Annotated in this window: 25 protein-coding genes; 17 read left to right on the forward strand and 8 right to left on the reverse strand. The window is 72.7% G+C overall.

Annotation, left to right across the window (positions count from 1 at the left end):
- Positions 1-73: 73 nt before the first annotated feature.
- Positions 74-1,240: a YihY/virulence factor BrkB family protein gene (locus tag IE177_RS22870; RefSeq protein WP_190017252.1), complete on the reverse strand. Its 1,167-nt coding sequence runs from the start codon at positions 1,238-1,240 to the stop codon at positions 74-76.
- Between the two features lie 131 nt (positions 1,241-1,371).
- On the opposite strand from IE177_RS22870, the gene IE177_RS22875 reads away from it, so the two are divergent.
- The 15 genes from IE177_RS22875 to IE177_RS22940 all read left to right on the forward strand — a co-directional run bounded on the left by IE177_RS22875 (position 1,372) and on the right by IE177_RS22940 (position 16,368).
- Complete coding sequence (locus tag IE177_RS22875) at positions 1,372-3,009, forward strand: acyl-CoA dehydrogenase family protein (RefSeq protein WP_190017253.1); 1,638 nt, start codon at positions 1,372-1,374, stop codon at positions 3,007-3,009.
- Between the two features lie 277 nt (positions 3,010-3,286).
- On the forward strand, positions 3,287-4,591 hold the full coding sequence (locus tag IE177_RS22880) for a GAF domain-containing protein (protein WP_229816226.1): 1,305 nt from the start codon (positions 3,287-3,289) through the stop codon (positions 4,589-4,591).
- Positions 4,592-4,750: 159 nt separating this feature from the next.
- A complete protein-coding gene (locus IE177_RS22885) occupies positions 4,751-6,082 on the forward strand; it encodes a hypothetical protein (protein WP_190017254.1) in 1,332 nt (443 codons plus the stop codon).
- Positions 6,083-6,148: 66 nt separating this feature from the next.
- Positions 6,149-6,721, forward strand: a complete 573-nt coding sequence (locus tag IE177_RS22890; protein WP_190017255.1) for a GNAT family N-acetyltransferase — start codon at positions 6,149-6,151, stop codon at positions 6,719-6,721.
- Between the two features lie 128 nt (positions 6,722-6,849).
- Complete coding sequence (locus IE177_RS35825) at positions 6,850-6,933, forward strand: putative leader peptide (RefSeq protein ID WP_309486338.1); 84 nt, start codon at positions 6,850-6,852, stop codon at positions 6,931-6,933.
- 147 nt (positions 6,934-7,080) lie between these two features.
- Positions 7,081-8,778, forward strand: coding sequence for a nitrite/sulfite reductase (locus IE177_RS22895; RefSeq protein ID WP_190017256.1), 1,698 nt, complete (start codon positions 7,081-7,083; stop codon positions 8,776-8,778).
- Entirely contained in the window at positions 8,775-8,957 is a 183-nt protein-coding gene (locus tag IE177_RS22900) for a hypothetical protein (protein ID WP_190017257.1), read from the forward strand. The genes IE177_RS22895 and IE177_RS22900 overlap by 4 nt, the downstream gene beginning before the upstream one ends.
- On the forward strand, positions 8,954-9,664 hold the full coding sequence (locus IE177_RS22905; protein WP_190017258.1) for a phosphoadenylyl-sulfate reductase: 711 nt from the start codon (positions 8,954-8,956) through the stop codon (positions 9,662-9,664). Before IE177_RS22900 ends, IE177_RS22905 begins: the two co-directional genes overlap by 4 nt.
- Positions 9,661-10,227 carry an adenylyl-sulfate kinase gene (gene cysC / locus IE177_RS22910; protein WP_190017259.1) on the forward strand — a complete coding sequence of 189 codons (567 nt, stop codon included), beginning with the start codon at positions 9,661-9,663 and terminating at the stop codon, positions 10,225-10,227. The genes IE177_RS22905 and cysC overlap by 4 nt, the downstream gene beginning before the upstream one ends.
- A gap of 91 nt (positions 10,228-10,318) precedes the next feature.
- Positions 10,319-11,254: a sulfate adenylyltransferase subunit CysD gene (gene cysD, locus IE177_RS22915; RefSeq protein ID WP_190017260.1), complete on the forward strand. Its 936-nt coding sequence runs from the start codon at positions 10,319-10,321 to the stop codon at positions 11,252-11,254.
- A gap of 2 nt (positions 11,255-11,256) precedes the next feature.
- The gene (locus tag IE177_RS22920) at positions 11,257-12,591 is read left to right on the forward strand and encodes a sulfate adenylyltransferase subunit 1 (protein ID WP_190017261.1); all 1,335 of its coding nucleotides are present in this window, start codon (positions 11,257-11,259) and stop codon (positions 12,589-12,591) included.
- Positions 12,592-12,865: 274 nt separating this feature from the next.
- A complete protein-coding gene (locus IE177_RS22925; protein ID WP_190017354.1) occupies positions 12,866-13,930 on the forward strand; it encodes an ABC transporter substrate-binding protein in 1,065 nt (354 codons plus the stop codon).
- 10 nt (positions 13,931-13,940) lie between these two features.
- Positions 13,941-14,744: an ABC transporter ATP-binding protein gene (locus tag IE177_RS22930; protein ID WP_190017262.1), complete on the forward strand. Its 804-nt coding sequence runs from the start codon at positions 13,941-13,943 to the stop codon at positions 14,742-14,744.
- The gene (locus tag IE177_RS22935; protein WP_190017263.1) at positions 14,731-15,621 is read left to right on the forward strand and encodes an ABC transporter permease; all 891 of its coding nucleotides are present in this window, start codon (positions 14,731-14,733) and stop codon (positions 15,619-15,621) included. Before IE177_RS22930 ends, IE177_RS22935 begins: the two co-directional genes overlap by 14 nt.
- A gap of 6 nt (positions 15,622-15,627) precedes the next feature.
- Entirely contained in the window at positions 15,628-16,368 is a 741-nt protein-coding gene (locus IE177_RS22940; protein WP_190017264.1) for a sirohydrochlorin chelatase, read from the forward strand.
- Between the two features lie 34 nt (positions 16,369-16,402).
- On the opposite strand, the gene IE177_RS22945 is transcribed toward IE177_RS22940, so the two are convergent.
- From IE177_RS22945 to IE177_RS22955, 3 genes are all read right to left on the reverse strand, one after another.
- Positions 16,403-16,726 carry a hypothetical protein gene (locus IE177_RS22945; protein WP_190017265.1) on the reverse strand — a complete coding sequence of 108 codons (324 nt, stop codon included), beginning with the start codon at positions 16,724-16,726 and terminating at the stop codon, positions 16,403-16,405.
- Between the two features lie 670 nt (positions 16,727-17,396).
- Positions 17,397-18,038, reverse strand: a complete 642-nt coding sequence (locus tag IE177_RS22950; protein ID WP_190017266.1) for a mycothiol-dependent nitroreductase Rv2466c family protein — start codon at positions 18,036-18,038, stop codon at positions 17,397-17,399.
- Positions 18,039-18,145: 107 nt separating this feature from the next.
- On the reverse strand, positions 18,146-18,697 hold the full coding sequence (locus IE177_RS22955) for a DUF1697 domain-containing protein (RefSeq protein ID WP_190017267.1): 552 nt from the start codon (positions 18,695-18,697) through the stop codon (positions 18,146-18,148).
- A 381-nt stretch (positions 18,698-19,078) separates the two neighbouring features.
- Here IE177_RS22955 and IE177_RS22960 point away from each other — a divergent pair, with 381 nt between their 5' ends.
- Positions 19,079-21,322, forward strand: a complete 2,244-nt coding sequence (locus IE177_RS22960; RefSeq protein WP_190017268.1) for an MMPL family transporter — start codon at positions 19,079-19,081, stop codon at positions 21,320-21,322.
- 121 nt (positions 21,323-21,443) lie between these two features.
- Here the strand turns inward: IE177_RS22960 and IE177_RS22965 are convergent, their stop codons facing one another.
- From IE177_RS22965 to IE177_RS22975, 3 genes are read right to left on the reverse strand one after another with little or no spacing between them, the layout of a single operon-like run.
- A complete protein-coding gene (locus IE177_RS22965) occupies positions 21,444-22,718 on the reverse strand; it encodes an ABC transporter substrate-binding protein (protein ID WP_190017269.1) in 1,275 nt (424 codons plus the stop codon).
- On the reverse strand, positions 22,718-23,551 hold the full coding sequence (locus IE177_RS22970) for a carbohydrate ABC transporter permease (RefSeq protein ID WP_190017270.1): 834 nt from the start codon (positions 23,549-23,551) through the stop codon (positions 22,718-22,720). The genes IE177_RS22965 and IE177_RS22970 overlap by 1 nt, the downstream gene beginning before the upstream one ends.
- Positions 23,548-24,480, reverse strand: a complete 933-nt coding sequence (locus IE177_RS22975; protein ID WP_373305150.1) for a carbohydrate ABC transporter permease — start codon at positions 24,478-24,480, stop codon at positions 23,548-23,550. Before IE177_RS22975 ends, IE177_RS22970 begins: the two co-directional genes overlap by 4 nt.
- Before the next feature lie 194 nt (positions 24,481-24,674).
- On the opposite strand from IE177_RS22975, the gene IE177_RS22980 reads away from it, so the two are divergent.
- Positions 24,675-25,538, forward strand: coding sequence for a phosphotransferase enzyme family protein (locus IE177_RS22980; protein ID WP_190017271.1), 864 nt, complete (start codon positions 24,675-24,677; stop codon positions 25,536-25,538).
- Between the two features lie 18 nt (positions 25,539-25,556).
- On the opposite strand, the gene IE177_RS22985 is transcribed toward IE177_RS22980, so the two are convergent.
- The gene (locus IE177_RS22985) at positions 25,557-26,279 is read right to left on the reverse strand and encodes a 3'-5' exonuclease (RefSeq protein WP_190017272.1); all 723 of its coding nucleotides are present in this window, start codon (positions 26,277-26,279) and stop codon (positions 25,557-25,559) included.
- Positions 26,280-26,337 lie beyond the last annotated feature (58 nt).

Consider the following 26,337-nt stretch of genomic DNA (forward strand, 5'->3'; position numbering starts at 1 on the left):
GGGAGCCGCGGGTCGGGCGACGGTGGCCGCGGTGGCCGTCCGCGGGAGGACGGGCAGGTGTCCCGGCGTACGGTCAGTTCCCCGGGCCCGCCGTGCCACCGGTGCCCGTGCCGCCCGCCCGGTGGCTGTGGTGCGGGTTCTTCGCGTGGGTGCGCAGCCGGGCCGTGACGTCCTCCGGGGGGAGGAAGCGGGACCAGCGCTCGGGGAACTCGGACGGCATGTCGGGGTCGTCGGGGTCGGCGTCGCGGGCCGCGGCGGCCCAGGCGACGTACTCGGCGACCTGCGCCTCGCGGACCCGCTCGTTCGCCTCGCGGGCGGCGGCCGTCGCGGCGGCGGGCCAGACCCGGTCGATCGCGGCGTTCACCGCCGCGCCGACGAGCACGGCGAAGGCGGACATCCCGATCCACAGCAGGACGGCGACGGCGGCGGCGAGGGAGCCGTAGATGGTGGCGCCCTCGATGGTGTGGGTGAGGTAGATGCGCAGCAGGAAGCTGCCCACGACCCACATGGCCAGGGCGACCAGGGCACCCGGCACGTCCTCGATCCACGGGGACCGCACCGGCACCGAGACGTGGTACAGGGTCGTCAGGAAGGCGATGGACAGCACCATCACGACCGGCCAGTACAGGACCTGCACGACCGTCTCCGACCAGGGCACGATCCGCACCACGGCGTCCGGTCCCGCCACCATCAGCGGCAGCGCCACCGAGCCGATCAGCAGGGCCACGATGAACAGCAGGAAGGCCATGATCCGGGTCTTGACGATGCCCCGGACGCCGTCGAGGCCGTACATGACGGTGATGGTGTCGATGAAGACGTTCACCGCGCGGGAGCCCGACCACAGGGCGAACAGGAAGCCTATGGAGATGACGTCGGGCCGGCCGCCCTTCATCACGTCGTGCAGGATCGGCTGGGCGATCTCCCTGACGCCCTTGTCGGACAGCACCGTGCGGGACGCGTTCAGAAGGTTGTCCTGCAGGCTCTGGATGGTGTCGGCGCCGGTCCAGGTGTCGACGTAGCCCAGCAGCCCGATGAGGCTCAGCAGCAGCGGCGGCACGGACAGCAGCGTGAAGAACGCCGCTTCGGCCGCCAGGCCCAGGATGCGGTACTCCATGCAGGAATCGACGGTGTCCTTGAGCAACAGCCAGGCGGTCCTGCGCTTGGAGACGTTCCGGTAGAGGGCTCTGGCCCGGTGGAGCCGGCCGGCGGGCGGCTCGGGGGATTCACTTGCTGGCTGCACGTCCTAACGGTATCCGCCGTGCCGGGCCCCTCTCACCTTCCGGGGGCGGTCATCCGTTCGACACCCCGGGTTTCCGCTCTGTGCCGCTCCGGGGGGCCATCACCGCCGCCGTCCCGGGTAGGTTCGCAGTCATGGCAGGCACCTCCACGCACACCGTGACGAACCAGCCGCCCCCGCTGGTCGGATACGACGTCTTCTCGGCCGACCGGGCCCTCGTCGAGGCGGTCGAGAGGTACACCGACCCGGACGTATCGGACGAGGTGCGCTCCGAGCTGTCCGCGCTCGGCCGCTCCGCCGGCTCCGGGCAGCTGCAGGAGTGGGCGGTGCAGGCGAACGAGCACCCGCCCCGGCTGCACACCCACGACCGCTACGGCCACCGGACCGACGAGGTCGAGTTCCACCCGGCCTGGCACCGGCTGCTCGGCAAGGGCGTCTCGGCGGGCCTGACCGGCGCCTGGGGCCGCCCGGCCGGGCATGTGCGGCGGGCGGCCGGGTTCCTGGTCTGGACCCAGGTCGAGGCGGGCAACTGCTGCCCGCTGTCGATGACCCACGCGGCCGTCCCGGCGCTGCGCGCCGACCCGGGGCTCGCCGCCGAGTGGGAGCCGCGGCTGACGTCCACGGTCTACGACCGGGAGCTGCGGCCCGCCGGGCAGAAAGCCGGCGCCCTCTTCGGCATGGGCATGACCGAGAAGCAGGGCGGCAGCGACGTACGGGCGAACACCACCGAGGCGCGGCCCCTTGCCGAGGCCGGCACCTACGTGCTGACCGGGCACAAGTGGTTCTGCTCGGCGCCCATGTCGGACGCCTTCCTGGTGCTCGCGCAGGCCCCGGACGGGCTGACCTGCTTCCTTGTGCCCCGCGTGCTGGCGGACGGCACCCGCAACGTCTTCCGCATCCAGCGTCTGAAGGACAAGCTGGGCAACCGGTCCAACGCCTCCGCCGAGGTCGAGTTCGACGGCACCTGGGCGCGCCGGGTCGGGGAGGAGGGGCGCGGGGTGCGGACCATCATCGGCATGGTCGCCGCGACCCGGCTGGACTGCGCGCTCGGTTCCGCGGGCCTGATGCGGCAGGCGGTGGCGCAGGCGATCCACCACAGCACCCACCGCGAGGCCTTCGGCGGGCGGCTGGTCGACAAGCCGCTGATGCGCAACGTGCTCGCCGACCTCGCGCTGGAGTCGGAGGCCGCGACCGCGCTCGCGCTGCGGCTGGCCGCCGCGTACGACGACGGCGGCGAGCGGGAACGCGCCTTCCTGCGGCTGGCGGTGCCGGCCGCGAAGTACTGGATCACCAAGCGCTGCGCCCCGGTGGCCGTGGAGGCCGCCGAGTGCCTGGGCGGCAACGGGTACGTGGAGGATTCGGGGCTGCCCCGGCTGGTGCGCGAGTCGCCGCTGAACTCGGTCTGGGAGGGAGCCGGGAACGTCCAGGCGCTCGACGTGCTCAGGGCGCTGCGGCGGGAACCGGGCGCGCTGGACGCGTGCCTCACGGAGATCGGCCGGGCGCACGGCGCCGACCACCGCCTGGACCGGGCGGTGAAGGACCTGTTCACCGAACTCGCCGATCTGGACGGTATCGAGGGCCGGGCCAGGCGCCTGGTCGAGCGGCTGGCCCTGGTGCTGCAGGGTTCGCTGCTGGTGCGCCACGCACCGCCTCAGGTCGCCGACGCCTTCTGCGCCTCCCGGCTGGGCGGCGACCACGGAGCGTCCTTCGGCACACTGCCGGGAGGGCTGGATCTGGCGTCGGTGGTGGAGCGGGCGCGCCCGGTGCCCTGACGGAGCCCCGGAGGGGGTGGTGCTGCGCCGACACGGCACCACCCCCGTCGCTCGGGCGTGTTGCAGCCCTCGGACGCGCAGTGCGTCAGGGTCAAGTCTCGGCCGGTGCGGCGTGGTCCACCAGGGTTGCACAGGGTTGCAACTCGTCGGCGCACGTGCGCGGAGTATGTGCCTCCGGCCTGCCCGTGACGGCAGTATGAGAGGCACAGCCGGACCGGAAACCGACGCCCGGGACGGCTTGACACGTGCGTTCGACACCTTTTCCGGGAGGATCCCCGTGGCGAACCCGCCGATGAACGTGGCGCGCCTGGCCGCCGTGGACGCGGCGCAGGCGGCGCGGGTGCTGAGCGAGGTGCGTGAGGCCGCACTCGCCGGCCGACGTGCGCGGGTGCCGCCGCGGCCGGTGATCGAGCAGTCCTGGGGGCGGATGCTGCGCAGCGGGGTCGATCCCGAGCACGACTTCAGATCGGGACTGCTGCCCGCCGACGAAGTGCGGCGCCGGCGCGAGGAGTCACCGCTGCGGCACGTCCTGCCGGTGCTGCGCGAGGGTCTGCTTTCGGTCGCGGACGTGGCCCGGCACATCATGGTCGTGGCGGACGCCGAGGGGCGCGTGCTGTGGCGGGAGGGGTCGCGGCCGGTGCTGCGCAAGGCGGACGGTCTCGGTTTTGAACTGGGCGCGGACTGGCGTGAGGACGTCGTCGGCACCAACGGGGTGGGCACCCCGGTGGTCGTGCGAAGACCCGTGCAGGTCTTCGCCGGCGAGCACTTCGTGCGCTCGCAGACGTCCTGGACGTGCACCGGCGCCCCCATCACCGACCCCAGGGACGGCCGGCTGATCGGTGTCGTGGACGTCAGCGGCCCGCTGGAGACCATGCACCCGGCGACCCTGGCCTGGGTGGACTCGGTGGCCAAGCTCGCCGAGGCGCGGCTGCGGGAACTGCACCTGGTCCAGCTGGAGCGGCTGCGGGCGGTGGCGGCGCCCGTGCTGGCCCGCCTGGCGGGGCGGGCGCTGGCGGTGGACGGGGACGGCTGGGTGGCGGCGGTGACCGGGATGCCGTACGTGCGGCGGGTGGCGCTGCCCAAGTCGCTGTCACCCGGCCACCGGTGGCTGCCCTCGCTCGGCTCGTGCGCGGTGGAGCCGCTGGCCGGGGGCTGGTTGCTGCGGGCGGACGGCGAACCGCCCGCCACCGCCGCCGTCAAAGTCGTGCTGGACTTCGCCCGGCCGGGGCGCAGGACACTGACGGTCGAGTCCGCGGCGGGCTCCTGGTCCCGGCAACTGAGTCCGCGGCATGCCGAGTTGCTGTTCCTGCTCACCGAGAACCCGTCCGGGCGAGGTGCGGCGGACCTCGCGGAGGACCTGTTCGGCGATCCCACCAGAACGGTGACCGTACGCGCGGAGATGTCCCGGATCAGGCGCTACCTCGGGCAGCTCCTGCGGCACCGGCCCTACCGCCTGAGCGAGGAGACGGAGGTCGAGGTGCTGCTCCCCCACGACCCCCGGGACCTGCTCCCCCAGTCGACGGCACCGGCGGTGGCCCGCAGACGGCCGGCCGCGCGGGACGAGGGGCCGGTGCGGTCCTGACCGCGCCCGGCCACGCCGACTGCGCGTGCGTTCAGCATATTTGCGGGGTCTTGGCCCCGCACGGCCCGTTGCTGCCGTAGCATCCCCTACGGGCCTCCCCACCTGTCCCTCGGTCAACGTACGGACCGCCAGGCGCAGTTGGCCCGCCCGGGAGGAGACATGAAGCAACGCGGCAGACACCGCAGACGCAGACGGGGCGCGGCGGTACGGGCGTTCCTGACCGGGACCGCGCTGGCGCTCACCGCCGCGGCCACCCTGATCAGCGTGTCCCAGGCCGACGTCGCCACCGGCCCGGGCGCGCTCAAGCCGCTGACCTCCCCGGCGGACACCGGTGCGCTCCGCCTCCAGGAGCACATGGTTCCCGGCCGCACGCTGAACCGCCTCTCCGCCGCGATGGGCCGCCCGGTCGGCGTGGACACCGTACTCGACAGCGCCGACCGTTCCATGGGCACCGGAGCCGACTGCTCCGCCACGGACCGCGCGTCCCTGCCCGTGGCCCCCGCCGCCACCCGCGCCTACTGCTGGGATCCGTCCGACGCGGTCTCCACCGCCTGGCGGCCCGCCTCGGTGGCCACCTCCGGCGACGCCGCCGACGGCGTGCGGGGCACCCACCGGGTGATCCTCAGCGGCTGGACCCACAGCACCGCCACCGGCCGCGCCGCCGAGCGCGGCCTCGCCCGGGTCGCCTTCGTCGACGCCGACGACCTCGGCCACCTCTCCTACCGCTGGGCGTTGCTGGTGGTGCCGGTGCGGGGCGGCCGGGACTACCGGGGCCTGGACTCCGGAATCTCCGGGATGGTCTGGCACCGGGACAAGCTGCTGGTGACCACCACGGCCGGCAGCGCCGACGCGCTCTACGTCTACGACCTCGACCGCATCCAGCGCACCACGGTCGACGGACCCGCGATCGGCCGGGTGGCCGGGGGCTGGTCGGCCGACGGCTACCGGTACGTGCTGCCCGCGGTCGGCTCCTACCGCTTCACCTCCGGCCGCTGCGCACCCTCCGGGCCGCCCTGTCCCGGCGCGCTCGCCCTCGACGGCGCGACGGGGCCCGGCGGCCTGGTCGCCGCGGAGTGGACCGCTCCCGGCAGCGACCGGCCCGCCCGCCTGTGGCGGTACGCCTTCCGCACGGCCCCCGAGCACGGCGGGCCGCTCGCCGCTGACCCGGCGGGCCGGGTGGACGCGGCGGAGGCCTACCGGACCCGGGCGGCCGGGATCCGCGGAGTGCTGCCGGACCGGCGGGCGGGCGCGGCGGGCGCGTCCTGGTATCTGGGACAGCTGCCCGCCTCGCGGGACGGACACGGGAGCCTGTGGCGGCAGGACCGCGAGGGCGCGCGGGCGGCCCACTGCGGCGCGGACGCCTCGCACCGCTGCTGGGCGCAGGCGGCGGGGTCCCTCTCCTACGGGCGGGGGACGGGCGAGGTGTGGTCCCTGTCGGACCGGATGCTCTTCACCCTGCCGCTGACGGCGCTGGAGCGTTCCCTGGGGTGAGCCGGGCCCGCACAGGGTGGCCCGGTCCGTCGACAGATCCGGCGCCGGGATGATTCCCTGGCCGGCATGAGCAGCATCCCCGTCACCACCTGGTCCCTGGAGCAGACGTCGCCGGCCGACCTCCTGCCCGCCGTCGCCCCCGGGGGCGACGTGCGGATCGTCCGCGCCGAGGTCCCCTCCCCCGAGTTCAGCCGCTTCCTGTACGCCTCGGTCGGCGGCGACATCCAGTGGATCGACCGGCTCGGCTGGAGCCACGCCCGCTGGCGGGAGCACCTTGACCGGCCGGGCGTGGAGACCTGGGTCGCCTACGAGCGGGGCACGCCGGCCGGGTACGTCGAGCTGGAAGCCCAGGACGAGGGCGCGGTGGAGATCGTCTACTTCGGCCTCCTCCCGGGCTTCCGGGGCCGGCGCATCGGCGGGCACCTGCTGTCGTACGGCACGGCCCGCGCCTGGGACCTGGCCGAGCGGTGGCCCGGGCGCACGCCGACCAAGCGGGTGTGGCTGCACACCTGCAGCCTGGACGGCGAGCACGCGATGGACAACTACCGGCGGCGCGGGTTCAAGCTGTTCGACACCGAGGTGCGGACGCAGCCCGACGTGCCGACACCCGGACCCTGGCCCGGCGCGTACCCCGCCTGACCCCGCCGGGACAAGCCTCCCCGCGGCACATGTGAGCGACGACACCCTTGTCCCATACTTCGGGACAAGGGTGTCCGCATGATGGACGAAGCTGGACTGTGTCCAGATCGCCGTGACAGGCTTCCGCCATGTCCGGAACTGGAATTGCCTTGGTGAGTCGGCGGCACGTCGACCTCGGCCGCATGTCCAGCGCCATCTGTCCGGCGAGCTGAGCCCGCAGCACCGCCGAGACCTCTCTTTTTCTGATCCCTGCCCGCGCAACGACGCGCACGTATGCCCGCACGCGCCCGTACGCGCCCGCATCCGCTCGTACGCGCTGGTCAGAGCACGCTTCCCGCCTGTCCCGAAGGACGTAGAACATGGCCGCCAACCCGCAGAACCCTGCCGCCTCCGCGCCCCGCCGCAAGGTGAGTCGTCACCGCGGTGAGGGTCAGTGGGCCGCGGGTCACTTCACCCCGCTCAACGGCAACGAGCAGGTCAAGAAGGACGACGACGGTCTCAATGTGCGGACACGCATTGAGACGATCTACTCCAAGCGCGGTTTCGACTCGATCGACCCCAGCGATCTGCGGGGCCGGATGCGCTGGTGGGGGCTGTACACCCAGCGACGTCCCGGGATCGACGGCGGCAAGACCGCGATCCTGGAGCCGGAGGAGCTGGACGACACTTACTTCATGCTCCGCGTCCGTATCGACGGCGGCGCGCTCACGACCCGTCAGCTGCGGGTGATCGGTGAGATCTCACAGGAGTTCGCGCGGGGCACCGCGGACATCACCGACCGGCAGAACGTCCAGTACCACTGGATCCGGATCGAGGACGTGCCCGAGATCTGGAACCGGCTGGAGGGCGTGGGCCTGTCCACGGTCACCGCGTGCGGCGACACGCCGCGCGTGATGATCGGTTCTCCGGTGGCGGGCATCGCCGAGGACGAGATCATCGACGCCACGCCCGCGCTGGAGGAGATGAAGCGTCGCGTCCTGAACAACCCGGCGTACTCCAACCTCCCGCGCAAGTTCAAGACGGCCATCTCCGGTTCGCCGCTGCTGGACGTCGTGCACGAGATCAACGACGTCGCGTTCGTGGGCGTGCGGCACCCCGAGCACGGCCCCGGCTTCGACGTGTGGGTCGGCGGCGGTCTGTCCACCAACCCCAAGCTCGGTGTGCGGCTCGGCGCCTGGGTGCCGCTCGACGAGGTCCCGGACGTCTACGAGGGCGTCATCTCCATCTTCCGTGACTACGGCTACCGCCGGCTGCGCAACCGCGCCCGCCTGAAGTTCCTCGTCGCCGACTGGGGTGCGGAGAAGTTCCGTCAGGTGCTGGAGGACGAGTACCTCGGGCGCGCACTGACCGACGGCCCCGCGCCCGAGCAGCCGGTGCAGCGGTGGCGCGACCACATCGGTGTGCACCGGCAGCAGGACGGCCGGTTCTACGTCGGGTTCGCCCCGCGTGTCGGCCGCGTCGACGGCGCCACGCTGACGAAGGTCGCCGACCTCGCGGAGGCGCACGGCTCCGGCCGGGTGCGCACCACCGTCGAGCAGAAGATGATCATTCTGGACGTCGAGGAGGGGCAGGTCGACTCGCTGGTCGACGGCCTGGAGGCGCTGGACCTCACCGCCCGGCCGTCCTCCTTCCGGCGCGGCACCATGGCCTGCACCGGCATCGAGTTCTGCAAGCTCGCCATCGTCGAGACCAAGCAGCGCGGTGCGCAGCTGATCGACGAACTGGAGCGCCGCCTGCCGGAGTTCGACGAGCCGATCACCATCAACCTCAACGGCTGCCCGAACGCCTGCGCCCGTATCCAGGTGGCGGACATCGGCCTCAAGGGCCAGCTGGTCCTCGACGACCGGGGCGAGCAGGTCGAGGGCTACCAGGTGCACCTGGGCGGCGCGCTCGGCCTGGAGGCCGGCTTCGGCCGCAAGGTGCGCGGTCTGAAGGTCACGTCGGAGGAACTGCCCGACTACATCGAGCGGGTGCTGGGGCGCTACCTGGCCGGGCGCGAGGACGGCGAGCGGTTCGCCGCCTGGGCGGCGCGGGCCTCCGAGGAGGAGCTGTCGTGACGGAGCGTGCCGCGCCCTTCCACTGCCCGTACTGCGGCGACGAGGACCTGCGTCCGAGCGAGCAGGGCCACGGCGCCTGGGAATGCGGGGCGTGCAACCGCGCTTTCCAGCTGAAGTTCCTCGGGCTGCTCGCCCGGGGGCTCCAGCGAGCCGACAACGGAGGGGACGAGCGGATATGACGGTGACTCACAAGGAGCGCTCCGCCGAGGAGTTGAAGGCACTCGCCGAGCAGGCGGGCCGCGACCTGGAGGACGCCTCCGCCCTGGAGATCCTGCGGTGGGCGGTGGACACCTTCGGCGCGGAGTTCTGCGTCACCTCCTCCATGGAGGACGCCGTGGTCGCCCACCTCGCCTCCCGCGTGCGCGGGGGAGTCGACGTCGTCTTCCTGGACACGGGCTACCACTTTCCGGAGACCATCGGCACCCGCGACGCGGTGGAGGCCGTGATGGACGTCAACGTCATCACCCTCACACCGCGGCAGACGGTCGCCGAGCAGGACGCCGAGTACGGGCCGAAGCTGCACGACCGCGACCCCGACCTCTGCTGCAGGCTGCGCAAGGTCCAGCCGCTGGAGGAGGGGCTGAAGGGCTACCGGGCCTGGGCGACGGGCCTGCGCCGCGACGAGTCCCCGACCCGGGCGAACACCCCGGTCGTCGGCTGGGACGAGAAGCGGCAGAAGGTGAAGGTCTCCCCGATCGCCCGCTGGACCCAGGACGACGTGGACGCCTACGTCGCCGAACACGGCGTGCTCACCAACCCGTTGCTGATGGACGGCTACCCCTCCATCGGCTGCGCCCCGTGCACCCGCCGGGTCCTGGAGGGCGAGGACGCGCGCGCCGGCCGCTGGGCGGGCCGCGCCAAGACCGAGTGCGGACTGCACGGATGACGACCGATCAGATTCAGGAGAATCACGTGACGACCGGAGCCACCGTCTGGCTCACGGGGCTGCCGAGCGCCGGCAAGACCACCATCGCGCACGAGCTGGCGGGTCTGCTGCGCGCCGACGGCCACCGTGTCGAGGTGCTCGACGGCGACGAGATCCGCGAGTTCATCTCGGCGGGCCTCGGCTTCTCCCGCGAGGACCGGCACACCAACGTGCAGCGCATCGGCTTCGTGGCCGAACTGCTCGCCCGCAACGGGGTCAAGGCGCTCGTGCCGGTGATCGCGCCGTACGCGGACAGCCGGGACGCGGTGCGGGGGCGGCACGAGGCGAACGCCACCCCGTACCTGGAGATCCATGTGGCGACCCCCGTCGAGGTGTGCAGCGAGCGGGATGTGAAGGGCCTGTACGCCAAGCAGGCGGCGGGCGAGCTGACCGGGCTCACCGGGGTCGACGACCCGTACGAGCAGCCGGAGAAGCCCGACCTGCGGATCGAGTCGCAGAACCAGACGGTCCAGGAGTCGGCGGCGGCCGTCCACGCACTGCTGAGCGAGAGGAGTCTGCTGTGAGCGACGCACGCGCGGCCGCCCGGCCGCGGACGACGACGATGGCCGCACCTCCGCACCGCGCGGGCGGAGAAGCGAACGAAAGGGACGCAGCATGACCACGGTCGCCAAGGTCGAGGAGGGCACCGGCAGCCCCTACGCGCTCTCGCACCTGGACGCGCTGGAGTCCGAGGCGGTGCACATCTTCCGCGAGGTGGCGGGGGAGTTCGAGAACCCGGTGATCCTGTTCTCCGGTGGCAAGGACTCCATCGTCATGCTGCACCTGGCGCTGAAGGCCTTCGCCCCGGCCGCGGTGCCCTTCTCGCTGCTGCACGTGGACACCGGACACAACTTCCCGGAGGTCCTTCAGTACCGGGACCGCGTGGTCGCCGCGCACGGGCTGCGCCTTCACGTCGCCTCCGTGCAGGACTACATCGACCGGGGTGTGCTCAAGGAGCGTGCCGACGGCACCCGCAACCCGCTGCAGACCCTCCCGCTCACGGAGAAGATCCAGAGCGAGAGGTTCGACGCCGTCTTCGGCGGCGGCCGGCGGGACGAGGAGAAGGCCCGCGCCAAGGAGCGGGTGTTCTCCCTGCGCGACGAGTTCTCGCAGTGGGACCCGCGCCGCCAGCGCCCGGAGCTGTGGAACCTGTACAACGGCCGGCACGCCCCCGGCGAGCACGTCCGGGTCTTCCCGCTGTCCAACTGGACCGAGCTGGACGTCTGGCAGTACATCGCCCGCGAGGGCATCGAGCTGCCGCAGATCTACTTCGCGCACGAGCGCGAGGTGTTCAAGCGGGACGGCATGTGGCTGACGGCCGGCGAGTGGGGCGGCCCGAAGGACGGCGAGACCGTCGTCAGGCGCCGGGTGCGCTACCGCACCGTGGGTGACATGTCCTGCACGGGCGCCGTCGACTCCGACGCGACCACGCTGGATGCCGTGATCACCGAGATCGCCGCCTCCCGGCTGACCGAGCGCGGCGCGACCCGCGCCGACGACAAGCTCTCCGAGGCCGCGATGGAAGACCGCAAGCGCGAGGGGTACTTCTAAGCATGAGCACGACCACGACCGAGGCGCTCCCGGCCACCACTCTGCTGCGGTTCGCCACCGCCGGCTCCGTCGACGACGGCAAGTCCACCCTCGTCGGCCGGCTGCTGCACGACTCCAAGTCGGTCCTCACCGACCAGCTGGAGGCGGTGGAACGCGCCTCCGCCAGCCGCGGCCAGGACGCCCCCGACCTCGCGCTGCTCACGGACGGCCTGCGCGCCGAGCGCGAGCAGGGCATCACCATCGACGTGGCCTACCGCTACTTCGCCACGCCCCGCCGCCGCTTCATCCTCGCCGACACGCCGGGCCACGTGCAGTACACCCGCAACATGGTCACCGGCGCCTCCACGGCCGAGCTGACGGTGATCCTGGTCGACGCCCGCAACGGCGTGGTCGAGCAGACCCGCCGGCACGCGGCCATCGCCGCGCTGCTCCGCGTCCCGCACGTGGTCCTGGCCGTCAACAAGATGGACCTCGTCGGCTACGAGGAGCCGGTCTTCGCCGCCATCGCCGAGGAGTTCACGGCGTACGCGACCGAGCTGGGCGTCCCCGAGGTCACCGCGATCCCGATCTCGGCGCTCGCCGGTGACAACGTGGTGGAGCCGTCGGCCACCATGGACTGGTACGGCGGCCCGACCGTGCTGGAGCACCTGGAGACCGTGCCGGTCAGCCACGACCTGGCGCACTGCCACGCCCGGCTGCCCGTGCAGTACGTCATCCGGCCGCAGACCGCCGAGCACCCCGACTACCGGGGCTACGCGGGCCAGATCGCGGCCGGCACCTTCCGGGTCGGCGACGCGGTCACGGTCCTGCCGTCCGGGCGGACCACGACGGTGGCCGGCATCGACCTGCTCGGCGAACCGGTCGACGTGGCGTGGACGACGCAGTCGGTGACGGTGCTGCTGGCGGACGACATCGACGTCTCGCGCGGCGACCTGATCGTGCCGACGAAGGACGCGCCGGCCACGACGCAGGACGTGGAGGCGACGGTCTGCCATGTCGCGGACGCGCCGCTCACCGTGGGCCACCGGGTCCTGCTCAAGCACGGCACCCGCACGGTCAAGGCGATCGTCAAGGACATCCCGTCCCGGCTCACGCTCGACGACCTGTCCCTGCACCCGCACCCCGGGCAGCTCGTCGCCAACGACATCGGCCGCGTGAAGGTCCGCACCGCCGAGCCGCTGCCGGTCGACTCGTACGCCGACTCGCGCCGCACGGGCTCCTTCATCCTGATCGACCCGAGCGACGGCACCACGCTCACCGCGGGCATGGTCGGCGAGTCGTTCGCGGCGCCCGAGCCGGTCAAGGACGAGACCGAGAACGACGGTTGGGACTTCTGACGATGGCCCCGACCAGCGATGTCTACTCCACGTTCGCGAAGGAGGGCGGCCGTGTCGGCAGCGGCGCCCTCGGCAGCGGGCAGGGCGGAGTCGGGCGATGTGCGCGGTGACGTCCGCGCACCGATCGCGCGCCCGCACCCCCCACCGCCGTGCACGAAGACCTGCCGACCTCCCGGCCACGACCTGAGAGACCGTGACCGCCGGGCCAACGAGAGGAACCCCTCCCGTGCCTGCCAACCAACCCGATCCCCGGCTACGCCGCGGTCTCGCCGTGATGGCCGCACTCCCCCTGCTGGCCCTCGCCGCCTGCGGCTACGGCTCTCAGGCCAAGCACGACACCACCGTCGCGATCGCCGCCGGGGCCGAGAAGACCGACGGTCTCGACACCGTGAGGATCGGCTACTTCGGCAACCTCACGCACGCGACCGCCCTGGTCGGCAACCAGAAGGGCTTCTTCCAGAAGGAGCTGGGCGCCACCCGGGCCAGGTACCAGATCTTCAACGCCGGCCCGTCCGAGATCGAGGCACTGAACTCGGGCTCCATCGACATCGGCTGGATCGGCCCGTCCCCGGCGATCAACGGCTACACCAGGTCGGACGGCAGGAGCCTGCGGATCATCGGCGGTTCGGCGTCGGGGGGCGTGAAGCTCGTCGTGGACCCGAAGCGGATCAAGTCGCTGAAGGACGTCGAGGGCAAGCGGATCGCGACGCCCCAGCTGGGCAACACGCAGGACGTGGCGTTCCTCAACTGGGCCGCCGAGCAGGGCTGGAAGGTCGATGCGCAGAGCGGCAAGGGTGACGTCTCGGTCGTCCGCACCGACAACAAGGTGACCCCGGACGCGTTCAGGTCCGGTTCCGTCGACGGTGCCTGGGTGCCGGAGCCGACCGCGTCGAAGCTGGTCGCCGAGGGCGGCAAGGTGCTGCTGGACGAGGCGTCGCTGTGGCCGGACGAGAAGTTCGTGATCACGAACATCGTCGTGCGGCAGTCCTTCCTCGAGGAGCACCCGAAGGCGGTCGAGGCCGTCCTGAGGGCGTCGGTCGAGACCAACCAGTGGATCGCCGCCAACCCGGCCGAGGCGAAGGCCGCCGCGAACGAGCGGCTGGAGTCGGACTCCGGCAAGGCGCTGCCGGCCGACGTGCTGGACCCGGCGTGGAAGTCGATCCGGTTCACCGACGACCCGCTGGCCGCCACCCTCGCGAGCGAGGCGCGGCACGCGGCCAAGGCGGGCCTGCTGGAGAACCCGAAGCTGGACGGCATCTACGATCTCGCCCTCCTGAACAAGGTCCTCAAGGCCGAGGGCAGGGCCGCCGTCGACGACGCCGGTCTCGGCGCCGAGTGATCCGTAGCCGATGAGTTCCCAGGAGGTGACGACCATGGCCACGACCTTCGTCAAAGCGGCCGAGTCCGTCGAACAGGCGGCACGCATCGAGCACGTCTCGAAGTCCTTCCCGGGGCCCGGGGGGCAGCAGCTCGTCCTGGACGACATCAGTCTTGATGTCGCGCCGGGCGAGTTCGTCACCCTCCTGGGGGCCTCGGGCTGCGGCAAGTCGACCCTGCTGAACCTGGTGGCGGGTCTCGACCAGCCCTCCGCCGGCAGCATCTCGACCGACGGGCGCCCGGCCCTGATGTTCCAGGAGCACGCCCTGTTTCCGTGGCTGACCGCGGGCAAGAACATCGAACTCGCCCTGAAGCTGGGCGGGGTCGCCCGCGGCGAGCGGCGCGGGCGGGCCGAGGAACTGCTCGAACTGGTCCGGCTGCAGGGCTCCTACGGCAAGCGGGTGCACGAGCTTTCCGGCGGCATGCGGCAGCGCGTGGCCATGGCCCGCGCGCTCGCGCAGGACAGCCGGCTGCTGCTGATGGACGAGCCGTTCGCGGCGCTGGACGCGATCACACGCGACCTGCTGCACGACGAACTGACCAGGATCTGGGCGGAGACGGGGCTGTCCGTCCTGTTCGTCACGCACAACGTGCGTGAGGCGGTGCGGCTCGCCCAGCGGGTCGTGCTGCTGTCCTCCCGTCCGGGCCGGGTGGCCCGCGAGTGGCGGGTGGACATCCCGCAGCCGCGGCGCATCGAGGACGCCCCGGTCGCCGAACTGTCCCTGGAGATCACTGAAGTCCTGCGTGGGGAGATCCGCCGACATGGCCAGCACTGACACGACCAAGGACGTCCTGCGGGACGCCGCGAGCGTCGAGGCCGGCTTGGACGCCCTGGAGGCCGGCGTCGTCGGCCGCACGCCGTTCCGGCAGACCCTCGTCGACAAGATCCTGCCGCCGGTGGTCGCCGTCGTGGTGGTGCTGGTGCTCTGGCAGGCGCTGATCTCCTTCAAGATCGTCGACGACCCGACCAAGCTGCCCTCCCCCGGCGACGTCGGCGACGAGTTCAAGCAGGCGTGGCTGGAAGGCAAGCTGCTCGGTTACATATGGACCAGCGTCTCGCGCGGTCTGCTCGGCTTCCTGTTCGCGCTGGCCATCGGCACGCCGCTGGGCCTGCTGGTGGCCCGGGTGAAGTTCGTGCGCGCGGCCATCGGGCCGGTGCTGTCCGGCCTGCAGTCGCTGCCGTCGGTGGCGTGGGTGCCGCCGGCGGTGATCTGGCTGGGGCTGGACAACAGGATGATGTACGCGGTGATCCTGCTGGGCGCCGTCCCCTCCATCGCCAACGGCCTGGTCTCCGGCATCGACCAGGTGCCGCCGCTGTTCCTGCGGGCGGGCCGCACGATGGGCGCGACGGGCCTGAAGGGCGCCTGGCACATCGTCCTGCCGGCGGCGCTGCCCGGCTACCTGGCCGGCCTGAAGCAGGGCTGGGCCTTCTCCTGGCGCTCACTGATGGCGGCGGAGATCATCGCATCCTCCCCCGACCTCGGCGTCGGACTGGGCGCGTTGCTGGAGAACGGCCGCAACGCCAGCTCCATGTCCATGGTGTTCGAGGCGATCTTCCTGATCCTGTTCGTCGGCATCGCCATCGACCTGCTGATCTTCAGTCCGCTGGAGCGGTGGGTGCTGCGCAGCCGCGGTCTCCTGGTGAAGAGCTGAAGTCCCATGAACACCAGGCCTGTTCTCCTCGTCATCGCCCACGGCAGCCGTGACCCGCGGCACGCCGCGACCGTGCACGCCCTGATCGAGCGGGTGCGGTCGCAGCGGCCGGGACTGCGGGTGGAGACCGGCTTTCTGGACTTCAACGTCCCCTCGGTGCAGGGGGTGCTGGAGTCACTCGCGGCCGAGGGCGTGCGGGACGTGGTGGCGCTGCCGCTGCTGCTGACCCGCGCCTTCCACGCCAAGGCCGACATCCCGGCCGTGCTGCGGGAGGCTCCCGCGCGCCTGCGGATCCGGCAGGCGGACGTGCTCGGCCCGTCGCCGCTGCTGCTGTCGGCGCTGGAACGGCGCCTGTACGAGGCGGGCCTGACGCCCGCCGAAAAGTCCTCGACCGGGGTCGTGCTGGCCTCGGCGGGGTCCTCCGACCCGGAGGCGATCGCAGTGATCGCCGACATCGCGCGGGAGTGGTGGCACACCGGTTGGTGCGCCGTGCGGCCTGCGTTCGCCTCCGCATCCCTTCCGCGCACCGAGGACGCCGTGCGGGAGCTGCGCGCCCTCGGTTGCGAGCGGGTCGCGGTCGCGCCGTACGTCCTGGCCCCCGGCTTCCTGCCGGACCGCATCGCGCGGGGCGCGGCCGGGGCGGACGTGCGGGCGGACGTGCTGGGTCCGGCGCCGGAGGTGGCGCGACTGCTGCTGGAGCGCTACGACGCGGCCCGCCGACCGGCCCTCGCCGCCCTCGGCGCCTGACCGGGCCCGTCGCGTCCGGGCGGACGCCGGCCGGTCACAGGTCGAGGGCGTGCGTGAGGTGCTGGGTGAAGGTGAGGCTGCCGGTGCCGGCCGCCGCCCCGATGGCGATGTGCTCCAGTGCGCTGCGGATCCGGCCCCGGTTGGGCGGCAGGCCGTCCTCGGCGGACAGCGCCAGCTCACGCTCGATGACCTCGCCCTGGCTCACGAGCCCCGGGTACTCGGTGCGCAGGGTCTCGGTGAGCCGGCCGGCGATGTCCATCAGCGCCTCCAGGCCCGGTGCGTGGCCGCCGCCGCGGATCCGGCCGAGCTCGTCGTAGCCGGCCGGTCCGCCCGCGTGTCCGGGGTTGTACGTGCTCATGTGGTGTCCTCGCGTTAGGGGGTCTCGCGGTCCGGGGCGGTCGTCCGGGGACCCGGGGCCGCGGCTTCGGCGCGGGCGGTGCCGGGACCACCGGCGCCACCGATGGTGTCAGTTCGCGTACGGGCGGCCGGTTCGGCCCCGAAGCGGCGCCGGTGGCGGGGCGGGCCGTGGCCGGTGATTCCGCGCGGTCGTCCGGCCCCGGGCGGCCGCGCGCTCGCCAAGAGGTCCGAAAATCGCCACCCGTCCGGGTGGCCCGCGTCCGTTGACCGGCCCCCGGCCGGCGGTGGGCAGGACGCGTGGCAGCGCGTGCGGAGGCCGGTGAGCCCCCGGTCCGCGCACACAGCCCTCATCCCGTCCCCCTCCGGCCGCCCGGCGCGCCCCAGCCCGGGTCGTGTCCGCGAAGTCGCGTCGTTCGCCCGCAGGGCGGGCGTCGCGTCGCAGGCGCGACTTCGCGGACACGACCTTAGGAACGAGGCGCCCGGGTTGTCGCCGGGTTCGGCAAGTACGGCCCCGCGGGGGCGACTACGTGGTAGGGGCCACCGCGGTCCGGCGCTCCCCTGTGACGTCGGAACGCGGTGGCTCTTCGTTCTGCGCCGAGCGGGGCGTGTGTGTCACTCGTGAGGGAGGATCTCCGTCCCCCAGGGGCGCTTATCGGCCAACCGGCCCCGGCTCAGTCGAAGCGGAGACGGCCGGTGCGGGTGCGCTTGAGCTCGAAGAGGTCGGGATGCCGGGCCAGCACCCGGAAGGCGTCGAAGAGTTCCGCCGCGTCGGCGCCGCGCGGCACGGCGCGCAGCACCGGTCCGAACCACGCCGCTCCGTCGACGTGGAGGGTGGGTGTGCCCACGTAGCCGCCCGATTCCGGCTCGGTCCAGGCCGCGTGGCTGCGGCGCACCGCGTCGTCGTACGCGGGGTCCCGGGCGGCCGCGGAGAGGTCGGCGGGGAGCCCCAGTTCCGCCAGCGCCTCGGCGACCACCAGGTCGAAGTCCTCGTTCCCGCCGTCGTGGATGCGGGTCCCGAGGGCGGTGTAGAGGTCGCGCAGCACCTTCTCCCCGTGCCGTTCGGCGGCGGCCACGGCGACGCGCACCGGGCCGGCCGACCGGTCGACCAGGTCCCGGTACCAGTCCGGGAGGTCGTTGCCGGTGTTGTGCAGGTACAGGCTCATCACGTGGAAGCGGAGGTCGAGCGGACGCAGCGGCTCGACCTCCAGCAGCCAGCGGGAGGTTATCCAGGCGAAGGGGCAGGCGGGATCGAAGGCGAAGTCGATCCGGATCGGGGTGGGAGGGGTGCCGGTACGGGTGTCGCGGTGCGTCATACCGGCGACGCTAGTGCGCCGGTGGGACATGGTCCCGGCCCACTCACCGCCACTTTCCCTGGTCCATTTCCCCGCCGCGCCGCCCCACCCGCCGCGGCGGTGCCGGGTCAGGCCCGCGGGGCCGTCAGCTCGACCAGTTTGCGCACGGTGTTCCAGTTCCGGGTGGTGGCGATCACGCCCTTGGTGGTCCGCGGGCGGGCCAGCGCCTCGCCGAGCCTGGAGCGGCCGAGACCGTCCGGGGCGTACAGGTACAGGCAGCGGTCGCCGAGCCGGAACTCCTCGGGGAGGTGGGCGGCCGGGTCGATGTGGGTGTAGCGCTCGGGGCCGACGGGGGCGGAGAAGTAGGTGACGTGCAGTTGCCTGGGCTCCAGGTCCGCGGCCGGGAAGGGGCAGGCCTCGGCGACCGCCCTCAGATAGCCGTGGTCGCGCACGATCACGTCGACGGGGAAGCCGAAGCGCTCCTCGATCGCCCGGGTCAGCTCCGCCGCCGCCGACTGCGCGTCGCCCCGGTCGGTGGTGAACACGGCCTGGCCGCTCTGCAGATGGGTGCGTACGCCGGTGAGTCCCAGGCCGGTCATCAGCGTACGCAGGTTGGCCATGGGGAGCTTCTTGCTGCCGCCGACGTTGATACCGCGCAGCAGCGCCGCATAGGTCGTCATGCGGCCACGATAGAACGGCCGTCGTGCCCCGTGGGGGTGGGCACGACGGCCGTGCCCGGCGCGGGCCGGGTTGCGCGAAACTCTTGCCGATCAGGCGGGTGCGGATCAACTCCTACACGCAGCTGTGATTTGTTCAACAAGGTTTCGTAATCACAAAGTGGATCTCTGTCGGCGGATCGGACACCGCGCACCCTGAGGGCCGTCCCTGAGAACACGGGAATAGATGTAAGGGACCGCCTACTCCCCAGCGGTGACCCGTGGCGACCGCACTTCACCGGGCAGCAGGAGGGAACGCGGCCGTCCGCCCCATACCGTCGAAGCGGAGCAAACGCTGATGTGGCGGCAGGGGGCCGTCACCGCACACGAGGGGGCATACCCGTCATGGGGAACACAAAGGTGCGGGGGCTGGCCGCCCGCGCCGGCGGCTGGAGCGCCCGGCACCGCTGGGCGGCCGTCGGCATATGGGTGCTGTTCGTCGTCCTGGCGATGGGGCTGGGTTCGGCGGCGGGCCGGGTCGACGTGGACGAGAGCGACCAGCTCAAGGGAGAGACCCACACCGCCGCGCAGATCATCGACGACGCGGGGATCGAGGAGCCGGCCGGTGAGACCGTCCTGATCCAGTCCAAGGGCGGCACGGTCGACGCCCGGAGCGGTGAGTTCCGCGCGGCCGTCGCCGACGTCGTCAAGGCCGTCGACGGCACCGGAAAGGTCACCGACGTGACCTCGCCGTACGACACCCACACCATCTCCCGGGACGGTCGCAGCGCGCTGGTCCAGTTCGACCTGCGCGGTGACGCCGAGACGGCGGCCGACCGGATCGAGCCGGTGCTCGACGCGGTCGCCGGCGTCCAGAAGGACCACGGCTCGCTGCGGATCGAGGAGATCGGCGGCGCCAGCATGCAGAAGCAGTACAAGGACGCCTTCGGCGACGACTTCCAGAAGGCCGAATACTCGGCCGTGCCGGTGGCCCTCGGCATCCTGCTGATCGCCTTCGGCGCGCTCGTGGCCGCGCTGCTGCCGGTGGCCCTGGCGGTCACCGCGATCATGGCGACGATGGGCCTGATGGGCCTCGTCAGCCACCTGCAGGCGATGAGCGACACCGCCAACTCCGTGATGCTGCTGGTCGGTATGGCCGTCGGCGTCGACTACTGCCTGTTCTACCTGCGCCGCGAGCGCGAGGAGCGGGCCGCCGGGCGCGACCCGGCCACCGCCCTGCAGATCGCCGCCGCCACCAGCGGCCGTGCGGTCATCGTCTCCGGCGTCACCGTGTGCGTGGCGATGGCGGGCATGCTCTTCACCGGCCTCGCCGAGTTCGAGGCGATGGGACTGGCCTCGCTGATGGTCGTGGCGGTCGCCATGGTCGGTTCGGTGACGGTCCTGCCCGCGCTGCTGTCGCTGCTCGGCGAGCGGGTCGAGAAGGGCCGCATCCCGTTCCTGGGGCGCCGGCGCCGGCAGGGTGGCTCAGACGGCGGCAGCCGCTTCTGGACGGCCGTGCTGCGGGGCGTGCTGGCCAAGCCGCTGGTCTCGGTCGTCGTCGCGGCCGGCGCGCTGCTGGCGATCGCAGCGCCCGCGCTCGGCATGAAGACCCAGCAGCTCACGCTGGACCAGGAGTTCGGCGACTCGCTGTCCATCGTGCAGACGTACAAGCGCGTCAACGACGCCTTCCCGGGCGGCAGCGAACCGGCCCAGGTCGTCGTCAAGGCGAAGGACGTCAACGCCCCCGCGGTGCGCCAGGCGCTGGCCGACTTCAAGAAGCAGGCCATCGCCTCGGGCGCCTCCCGCGGCCCGATCGACATCAAGATGCACGACGCGCAGAACGTGGCCCTGGTCTCGGTGCCGCTGGTCGGCGGCTCCGACATGGACAAGGCGACGAAGAGCCTGGAGAAGCTGCGTGACGAGGTGCGGCCCGCCACGCTGGGCAAGGTCGACGGCGTGGAGGCGCCGGTCACCGGGCAGGTCGCGGGCAACCACGACTTCAACGACCAGCTGATGGGCTCGGTCGTGCCGGTCTTCGTGTTCGTGGTCGTCTTCGCCTTCCTGCTGATGCTGCTGTCGTTCCGCTCGCTGACGGTCGCGATCACCTCGATCGTGCTCAACCTGCTGTCGGTGGCGGCCGCCTACGGCATCCTCGTCGCGGTCTTCCAGCACGGCTGGGGCGCCTCGCTGGTGGGCGCGGAGGGTGTCGGCGCGATCGTGACCTGGCTGCCGCTGTTCCTCTTCGTGATCCTGTTCGGACTGTCCATGGACTACCACGTGTTCGTGGTCTCCCGGATCCGTGAGGCGCGGATGCGCGGCCGGGACACCAAGGACGCCATCCGGCACGGTGTGGTCACGACGGCCGGCGTCGTCACCAGCGCCGCGGTCATCATGGTCGCCGTGTTCGCGATCTTCGGCACGCTGTCCATGCAGTCCATGAAGCAGATGGGCGTCGGCCTGGCCGCGGCCGTCCTCATCGACGCGACGATCATCCGCGGTGTGCTGCTGCCGGCGGTGATGGCGCTGCTCGGCGAGAGCAACTGGTACCTGCCCAAGTGGCTCGAGCGGCTGCCCGACCTCACCCACGACGAGGCGCCCGAGGCGATCGCGGCCCCCGCGCGCGGCGAGGACGAGCGGCTGCCCGTCTGACGCCGCTCCCCCTGCCACGGGGCCCGCCGGTTCCCCGGGAACCGGCGGGCCCCGTGCCGTCCGGGCCATCGGTCCGGCCGGCCTGCGGGCGCGCCGGCCCGCGCCCGCAGGCCGGGCGGGGTCAGCGCTGGTAGCGGGCCAGCACCAGGTTGCCGTCCTTCTCCAGGCGGCCGCGCAGCTCGCCCAGGCCGATGGCGCCGCTGTAGTACTCCTGGAAGGCCGGGGTGGCGACCTTGTCCTTCCATTCCGGGTAGCCGCGGACGGACTGGGCGGGCGCCGGGCGGAGCCGGGCCGCCAGGGCGGTGCCGGTGGCCCAGCCGTTCTCCCGGGTGTGCAGGGCGGGGTCCTTGAGGGCCTCGGTGCCGGTGGGCAGCATCCAGTCGCCGAGGGCGAGCCGGACCATGTTCTCAGGCCGCAGCAGGAAGTCGACGAACGCGACGGCCTCCTTCTTGTGCGGGCAGGCCGCGGCGACGGACAGGGTCTGCGGACTGACGCCCTGGACCAGCCCGTCCGCGCCGGCCGGGGCGGGCAGCACCTGCCAGCGGAAGCCCTTCGGAGCCTGCTGCGCGATCTGCTGACGGTAGGAGAAGCCCAGCGGGACCATCGCGTAGCGGCCGGCGAACAGGCCGGGCAGCGTGTCCGAGCCGCCGCTGCCGAGGGTCGAGGCGGGGGCGCTGTGGTCGACGGCGACCTGGTCGTGGATGGTGCGCGGGACGACCGCGTCCGCGGCCGTGAACCGCACGGCGACCTTGCCGTCCGCGTCCCGGTGAAAGAGTCCGCCGCCCGCGGACAGGGACAGGTTGAGCGTGGCGGAGACGGGCTCCTTGAGCGGCCAGGCCACGCCGTACCTGCCGGGCCCGCTGAGCCTCTTGGCCACCTGCCGGAACTCCGTCCAGCTCCAGGGGCGCTCGGGTGTCGGCACCCGCACCTTCGCCGCACGCAGCCGCGCGGCGTCGGCGATCAGCACCCGGGGCTCCTGCAGGAAGGGCACGCCGTAGACGCCGTGCCCGAAGGTGGTCGTCCGCCAGCTGCTTGGCGGGATGCCGGACTTGAGCCGGGCGGGCAGCAGGCCGGTCAGGTCGGCGAGGTGGCCGCCGTAGGCGAAGTCGGCGAGGTCGTCGGAGGCGTCGTGGACGACGTCCGGGGCCTCGCCACCCTCGAAGGCGGTGAGCAGTTGGTCGTGCACGCTGTCCCAGCTGCCCTGGACGTACTCGACCCGGACATCCGGGTGGGTCGCGTTCCACTCCTTCACCAGGTCCTTGACGGCGGCGACGGACTCCTGCTGCCAGGCCAGGGACTGGAAGCGCAGGGTGATCGGGCCGCCGTCGCGGTGACCCGGTGCGGAGCAGCCCGCGAGGAGCAGCAGCAGCACGAGTGCCTTGGCCAGGGTCCGCATCAGCTCTTCACCGCCCCGGCGAGCAGTCCGCTCGTGATCCGCCGCTGGACGAGGGCGAAGACGGCCACCGAGGGCAGTGTGGCGAGGAACGCCGCCGCGGCGAGCGGGCCGAGGTCGGCCACGCCCTCCGCGCCGATGAAGTGGGTGAGCACGACCGGCAGTGTCTGCCTGCCCGGGCTCTTCAGCAGCACCAGTGCGAAGAAGAACTCGTTCCACGCGGTGACGAACGCGAACAGCGCCGTCGCCGCGATGCCCGGCGCGAGCAGCGGCGCGGTCACCGACACGAGGGTTCTGAGCCGGCCGGCGCCGTCGACGGCCGCAGCCTCCTCCAGTTCCGCGGGCACCGCCCGGACGTGGCCGGTGAGCGTCCACAGCGCGAACGGCAGCGCCCACACCACGTACACCAGCACCAGTCCGGTCAGGGAGTCGATGAGCCGCAGGTTCTTCAGCACCAGGAACAGCGGGATGATCACCAGGACGAACGGGAACGCCTGGCTGACCACCACCCAGCCCGTGGCGGCCCGGGCGAGCCGGGTGCGGTGGCGGGCCATGACATACGCCATCGGGGTGGCGAGGGTGACGGCGACGACGGCGGTGGCGAGGGCCACGAGCAGGGAGTTGAGGGCGGCGTGCGCCAGCGGCTGCTCGGTGAAGGCCTGCCGGACGTTGGCCAGGGTGGGGTGGCGCGGGATCCAGGTGGGGTGCGGACTGCCCAGCTCGCGCGGGGACTTGAGCGCGGTGGACAGCAGCCACAGCAGCGGGAAGGCCAGGAAGAGCAGGTAGCCGAGCAGGGCGGCGTACTGCCCGGCACGGGCGGCGCGGCGGGTCCTCATGCGTCGTCACCGCCTCGCAGCCGGCCGGCCAGGAACACCGCGAGCAGGACCGAGACCACCGCGACCAGCACGCAGCCCATCGCCGCCGCGTAGCCGAACTGGCCGTAGCGGAAGGCCTCCTCGTACGCGAAGAGCATCGGCAACCGGGTCTTTCCGCCGGGTCCGCCGTTCGTGAGGACGTAGACCAGGGCGAAGGAGTTCAGGTTCCAGATCAGGTTGAGGGCGGTGATGGCGAGGGCCACCGGTCTGAGCGCGGGCCAGGTGACCGTGCGGAAGCGGCGCCAGGCGCCCGCGCCGTCCACCGCCGCCGCCTCGTGGAGTTCGCGCGGGACGTTCTGCAGTCCGGCGAGCAGGGTGACCGTGGTCTGCGGCAGGCCCGCCCAGACGCCGACCACGATCACCGCGGGCAGCGCGGTGGCCAGGCCGCTCAGCCAGTCCCGGCCGTCCCCCAGGCCGAGGTCGCGCAGGGTCTCGTTGAGGACGCCGGCATCCGGGTTGTAGACCAGCCGCCACATGATGCCGACGACCACCTCGGGCATCGCCCAGGGCACGATGGCGAGGGCGCGGGCCAGTGGGCGCAGGCGCAGGTCCTGGTCGAGGAGGAGGGCCAGGCCGAGCGCCAGCAGGAACTGCGGGACGGTCACACCGGCCGCCCAGACCAGCCCGATGCGGAACGACTCCCAGAAGAGGGTGTCGTGCAGCAGGTCCCGGAAGTTGAGGGCGCCGATCCACCGGGTGGCGGCCGTCCGGCCGGACTGGGCGTCGGTGAAGGCGAGCAGGATGCCGTAGAGCAGTGGGCCGACGCTGAGCACGAGGATCGGGATGAGGGCGGGCAGCACCAGGAACCAGGTGCCGCGATCGGTGACGCGGCGGCCGGCCGGACGCCGCGCTTCGGCCGGTGGTGTCCGCGCTTCGGCCACTGCTGTCACGGAATCAGCCCCTTTGCCTGCTCCGGTTGGCGTGTTCATGGTCGTAGGGGCGGGATACCCCGTCAAGGCACCGCGCACGGCGGCCGACCAGTACGGATGCGAGACTGACCGCGCACGGCCCGCCCGCCGGCGCCCGCCAGGGCCACCGACGGAGCGGGGAGAAGGCACCGGAAGAGGGCACGGAGGCGCGCACGATGGACGAGGCACGGGCACGGGACGTACTGGCCGCGGCGGAAGTGCTGCCCGGTGCGGTCCCGGACGCGCGGCTCCTCGCCCTCGGTGAGAACGCGGTGTTCGCCGCCGGTGACCTGGTCGTGAAGGTGGGGCGCGACGCGGAGCTGCTGGAGCGGGCGCGGCGCGAGCTGGACATCGCCGGCTGGCTGGCCGGGGCGGGCGTCCCGGCGGTACGGGCGGCCGAACCGGAACCGCGGCTGGTGCAGGGGCACCCGGTGACCGTGTGGCACCGGCTGCCCGAGCCGGTGCGGCCGGCCGAGCCGTCGGACCTGGCGCGGCTGCTGCGGATCGTGCACGCGCTTCCCGCCCCCTCCTTCGCGCTGCCGCCACGTGAGCTGCTGGGCGGTGTGGAGCGCTGGCTGCGGCTCGCCGGTGACGCGATCGACCCGGCGGACGCGGCGTACCTGCGTGAGCGCCGGGACGGCTTCGCGGCGGCCGCGGCCGCGCTGACGCCGCGTCTGGCGCCGGGGCCGATCCACGGCGACGCGCTCCCCCGCAACGTGCACGTCGGGCCGGACGGGCCGGTCCTGGTCGACCTGGAGACCTTCTCCGCCGATCTGCGCGAGCACGACCTGGTGGTCATGGCCCTCTCCCGCGACCGGTACGGGCTGCCGGCGCGGGCGTACGACTCCTTCACCGAGGCGTACGGGTGGGACGTGCGGGAGTGGGAGGGGTGTGCGGTGCTGCGCGGGGCGCGGGAGACGGCCAGTTGCGCGTGGGTCGCGCAGCACGCGCCGTCCAGCCCCGGGGCGCTGGCCGAGTTCCGGCGGCGGGTGGCGTCGTTGCGGGACGGAGACGCGACGGTGCGCTGGTATCCGTTCTGACGCGGCGGCCGGCCCCGCTCAGACCCTTTCGCCGGCCGGCTCCCGCAGCGGCCAGGCCCCGTCCACCACCGCGTCCGCGTCCTTCTTGCGGCGCAGGAACGCCTGGAAGTCCGCCGCCCAGGCCGCGTACCACTCGATCTGGCGGTGGTGCAGCTCGGCGGCGCCCAGTGCGGCGATCTTGGGGTGGCGCTCGGCTATCGCGAAGGCGAGCCGGGCCGCGGCGAGGGCGTCGGCACCGGCGTCGTGGGCCGCGCCGAGCGCTATGCCGTACTCGGTGCAGACCGCCTCCAGGTTCCGCTTGCCGCGGCGGTAGCGGTCGACCCAGCGGTCGATGGTGTAGGGGTCGATGACCGGGGCGGGTGCGGTGCCGCCCAGGCGGTCGGCGAGCGACGGCAGGCCGTGGCGGCGCAGTTCGGCGGAGAGCAGGGTGAGGTCGAACACCGCGTTGTAGGCGACGACCGGGACCCCCGCCCGCCAGTAGGAGGCCAGCACGTCCGCGATGGCGTCGGCCACCTGGTCGGCCGGGCTGCCCCCGGCCGCCGCGCGTTCGTTGGTGATGCCGTGGACCGCGACCGCGTCGGCCGGGATCTCCACGCCCGGATCGGCCAGCCATTCCCGGCGCCCCATGGGCTCACCGGCCCTGACCTCGATCACCGCGCCCGTGACGATGCGCGCCTCGCCCGGATCGGTTCCGGTCGTCTCCAGGTCGAAGCCGATCAGCAGCTCCCGGTGCCAGCCCATGGCGGCCCCCCTTCTCGGTGGTGCTTTCCCCCAGTGGCCTCCACCATCGCACGCGGCA

The sequence above is a fragment of the Streptomyces lucensis JCM 4490 genome, from assembly GCF_014650035.1.
In the GTDB taxonomy this organism is placed as follows: Bacteria; Actinomycetota; Actinomycetes; order Streptomycetales; family Streptomycetaceae; genus Streptomyces; species Streptomyces lucensis.

What these genes read in the sequence shown, in the direction of transcription:
- IE177_RS22955 (WP_190017267.1), bottom strand. Translation starts at nt 18,697, where the DNA reads ATGACGACCTATGCGGCGCTGCTGCGCGGTATCAACGTCGGCGGCAGC.
- IE177_RS22965 (WP_190017269.1), bottom strand. Translation starts at nt 22,718, where the DNA reads ATGCGGACCCTGGCCAAGGCACTCGTGCTGCTGCTGCTCCTCGCGGGC.
- IE177_RS22885 (WP_190017254.1), top strand. Translation starts at nt 4,751, where the DNA reads ATGAAGCAACGCGGCAGACACCGCAGACGCAGACGGGGCGCGGCGGTA.
- IE177_RS22960 (WP_190017268.1), top strand. Translation starts at nt 19,079, where the DNA reads ATGGGGAACACAAAGGTGCGGGGGCTGGCCGCCCGCGCCGGCGGCTGG.
- IE177_RS22925 (WP_190017354.1), top strand. Translation starts at nt 12,866, where the DNA reads ATGGCCGCACTCCCCCTGCTGGCCCTCGCCGCCTGCGGCTACGGCTCT.
- IE177_RS22920 (WP_190017261.1), top strand. Translation starts at nt 11,257, where the DNA reads ATGAGCACGACCACGACCGAGGCGCTCCCGGCCACCACTCTGCTGCGG.
- IE177_RS22905 (WP_190017258.1), top strand. Translation starts at nt 8,954, where the DNA reads ATGACGGTGACTCACAAGGAGCGCTCCGCCGAGGAGTTGAAGGCACTC.
- IE177_RS22930 (WP_190017262.1), top strand. Translation starts at nt 13,941, where the DNA reads ATGAGTTCCCAGGAGGTGACGACCATGGCCACGACCTTCGTCAAAGCG.
- IE177_RS22935 (WP_190017263.1), top strand. Translation starts at nt 14,731, where the DNA reads ATGGCCAGCACTGACACGACCAAGGACGTCCTGCGGGACGCCGCGAGC.
- IE177_RS22950 (WP_190017266.1), bottom strand. Translation starts at nt 18,038, where the DNA reads ATGACGCACCGCGACACCCGTACCGGCACCCCTCCCACCCCGATCCGG.
- IE177_RS22970 (WP_190017270.1), bottom strand. Translation starts at nt 23,551, where the DNA reads ATGAGGACCCGCCGCGCCGCCCGTGCCGGGCAGTACGCCGCCCTGCTC.
- IE177_RS22945 (WP_190017265.1), bottom strand. Translation starts at nt 16,726, where the DNA reads ATGAGCACGTACAACCCCGGACACGCGGGCGGACCGGCCGGCTACGAC.
- IE177_RS22980 (WP_190017271.1), top strand. Translation starts at nt 24,675, where the DNA reads ATGGACGAGGCACGGGCACGGGACGTACTGGCCGCGGCGGAAGTGCTG.
- IE177_RS35825 (WP_309486338.1), top strand. Translation starts at nt 6,850, where the DNA reads ATGTCCGGAACTGGAATTGCCTTGGTGAGTCGGCGGCACGTCGACCTC.
- cysC (WP_190017259.1), top strand. Translation starts at nt 9,661, where the DNA reads ATGACGACCGATCAGATTCAGGAGAATCACGTGACGACCGGAGCCACC.
- IE177_RS22940 (WP_190017264.1), top strand. Translation starts at nt 15,628, where the DNA reads ATGAACACCAGGCCTGTTCTCCTCGTCATCGCCCACGGCAGCCGTGAC.
- IE177_RS22985 (WP_190017272.1), bottom strand. Translation starts at nt 26,279, where the DNA reads ATGGGCTGGCACCGGGAGCTGCTGATCGGCTTCGACCTGGAGACGACC.
- IE177_RS22895 (WP_190017256.1), top strand. Translation starts at nt 7,081, where the DNA reads ATGGCCGCCAACCCGCAGAACCCTGCCGCCTCCGCGCCCCGCCGCAAG.
- IE177_RS22890 (WP_190017255.1), top strand. Translation starts at nt 6,149, where the DNA reads ATGAGCAGCATCCCCGTCACCACCTGGTCCCTGGAGCAGACGTCGCCG.
- cysD (WP_190017260.1), top strand. Translation starts at nt 10,319, where the DNA reads ATGACCACGGTCGCCAAGGTCGAGGAGGGCACCGGCAGCCCCTACGCG.
- IE177_RS22875 (WP_190017253.1), top strand. Translation starts at nt 1,372, where the DNA reads ATGGCAGGCACCTCCACGCACACCGTGACGAACCAGCCGCCCCCGCTG.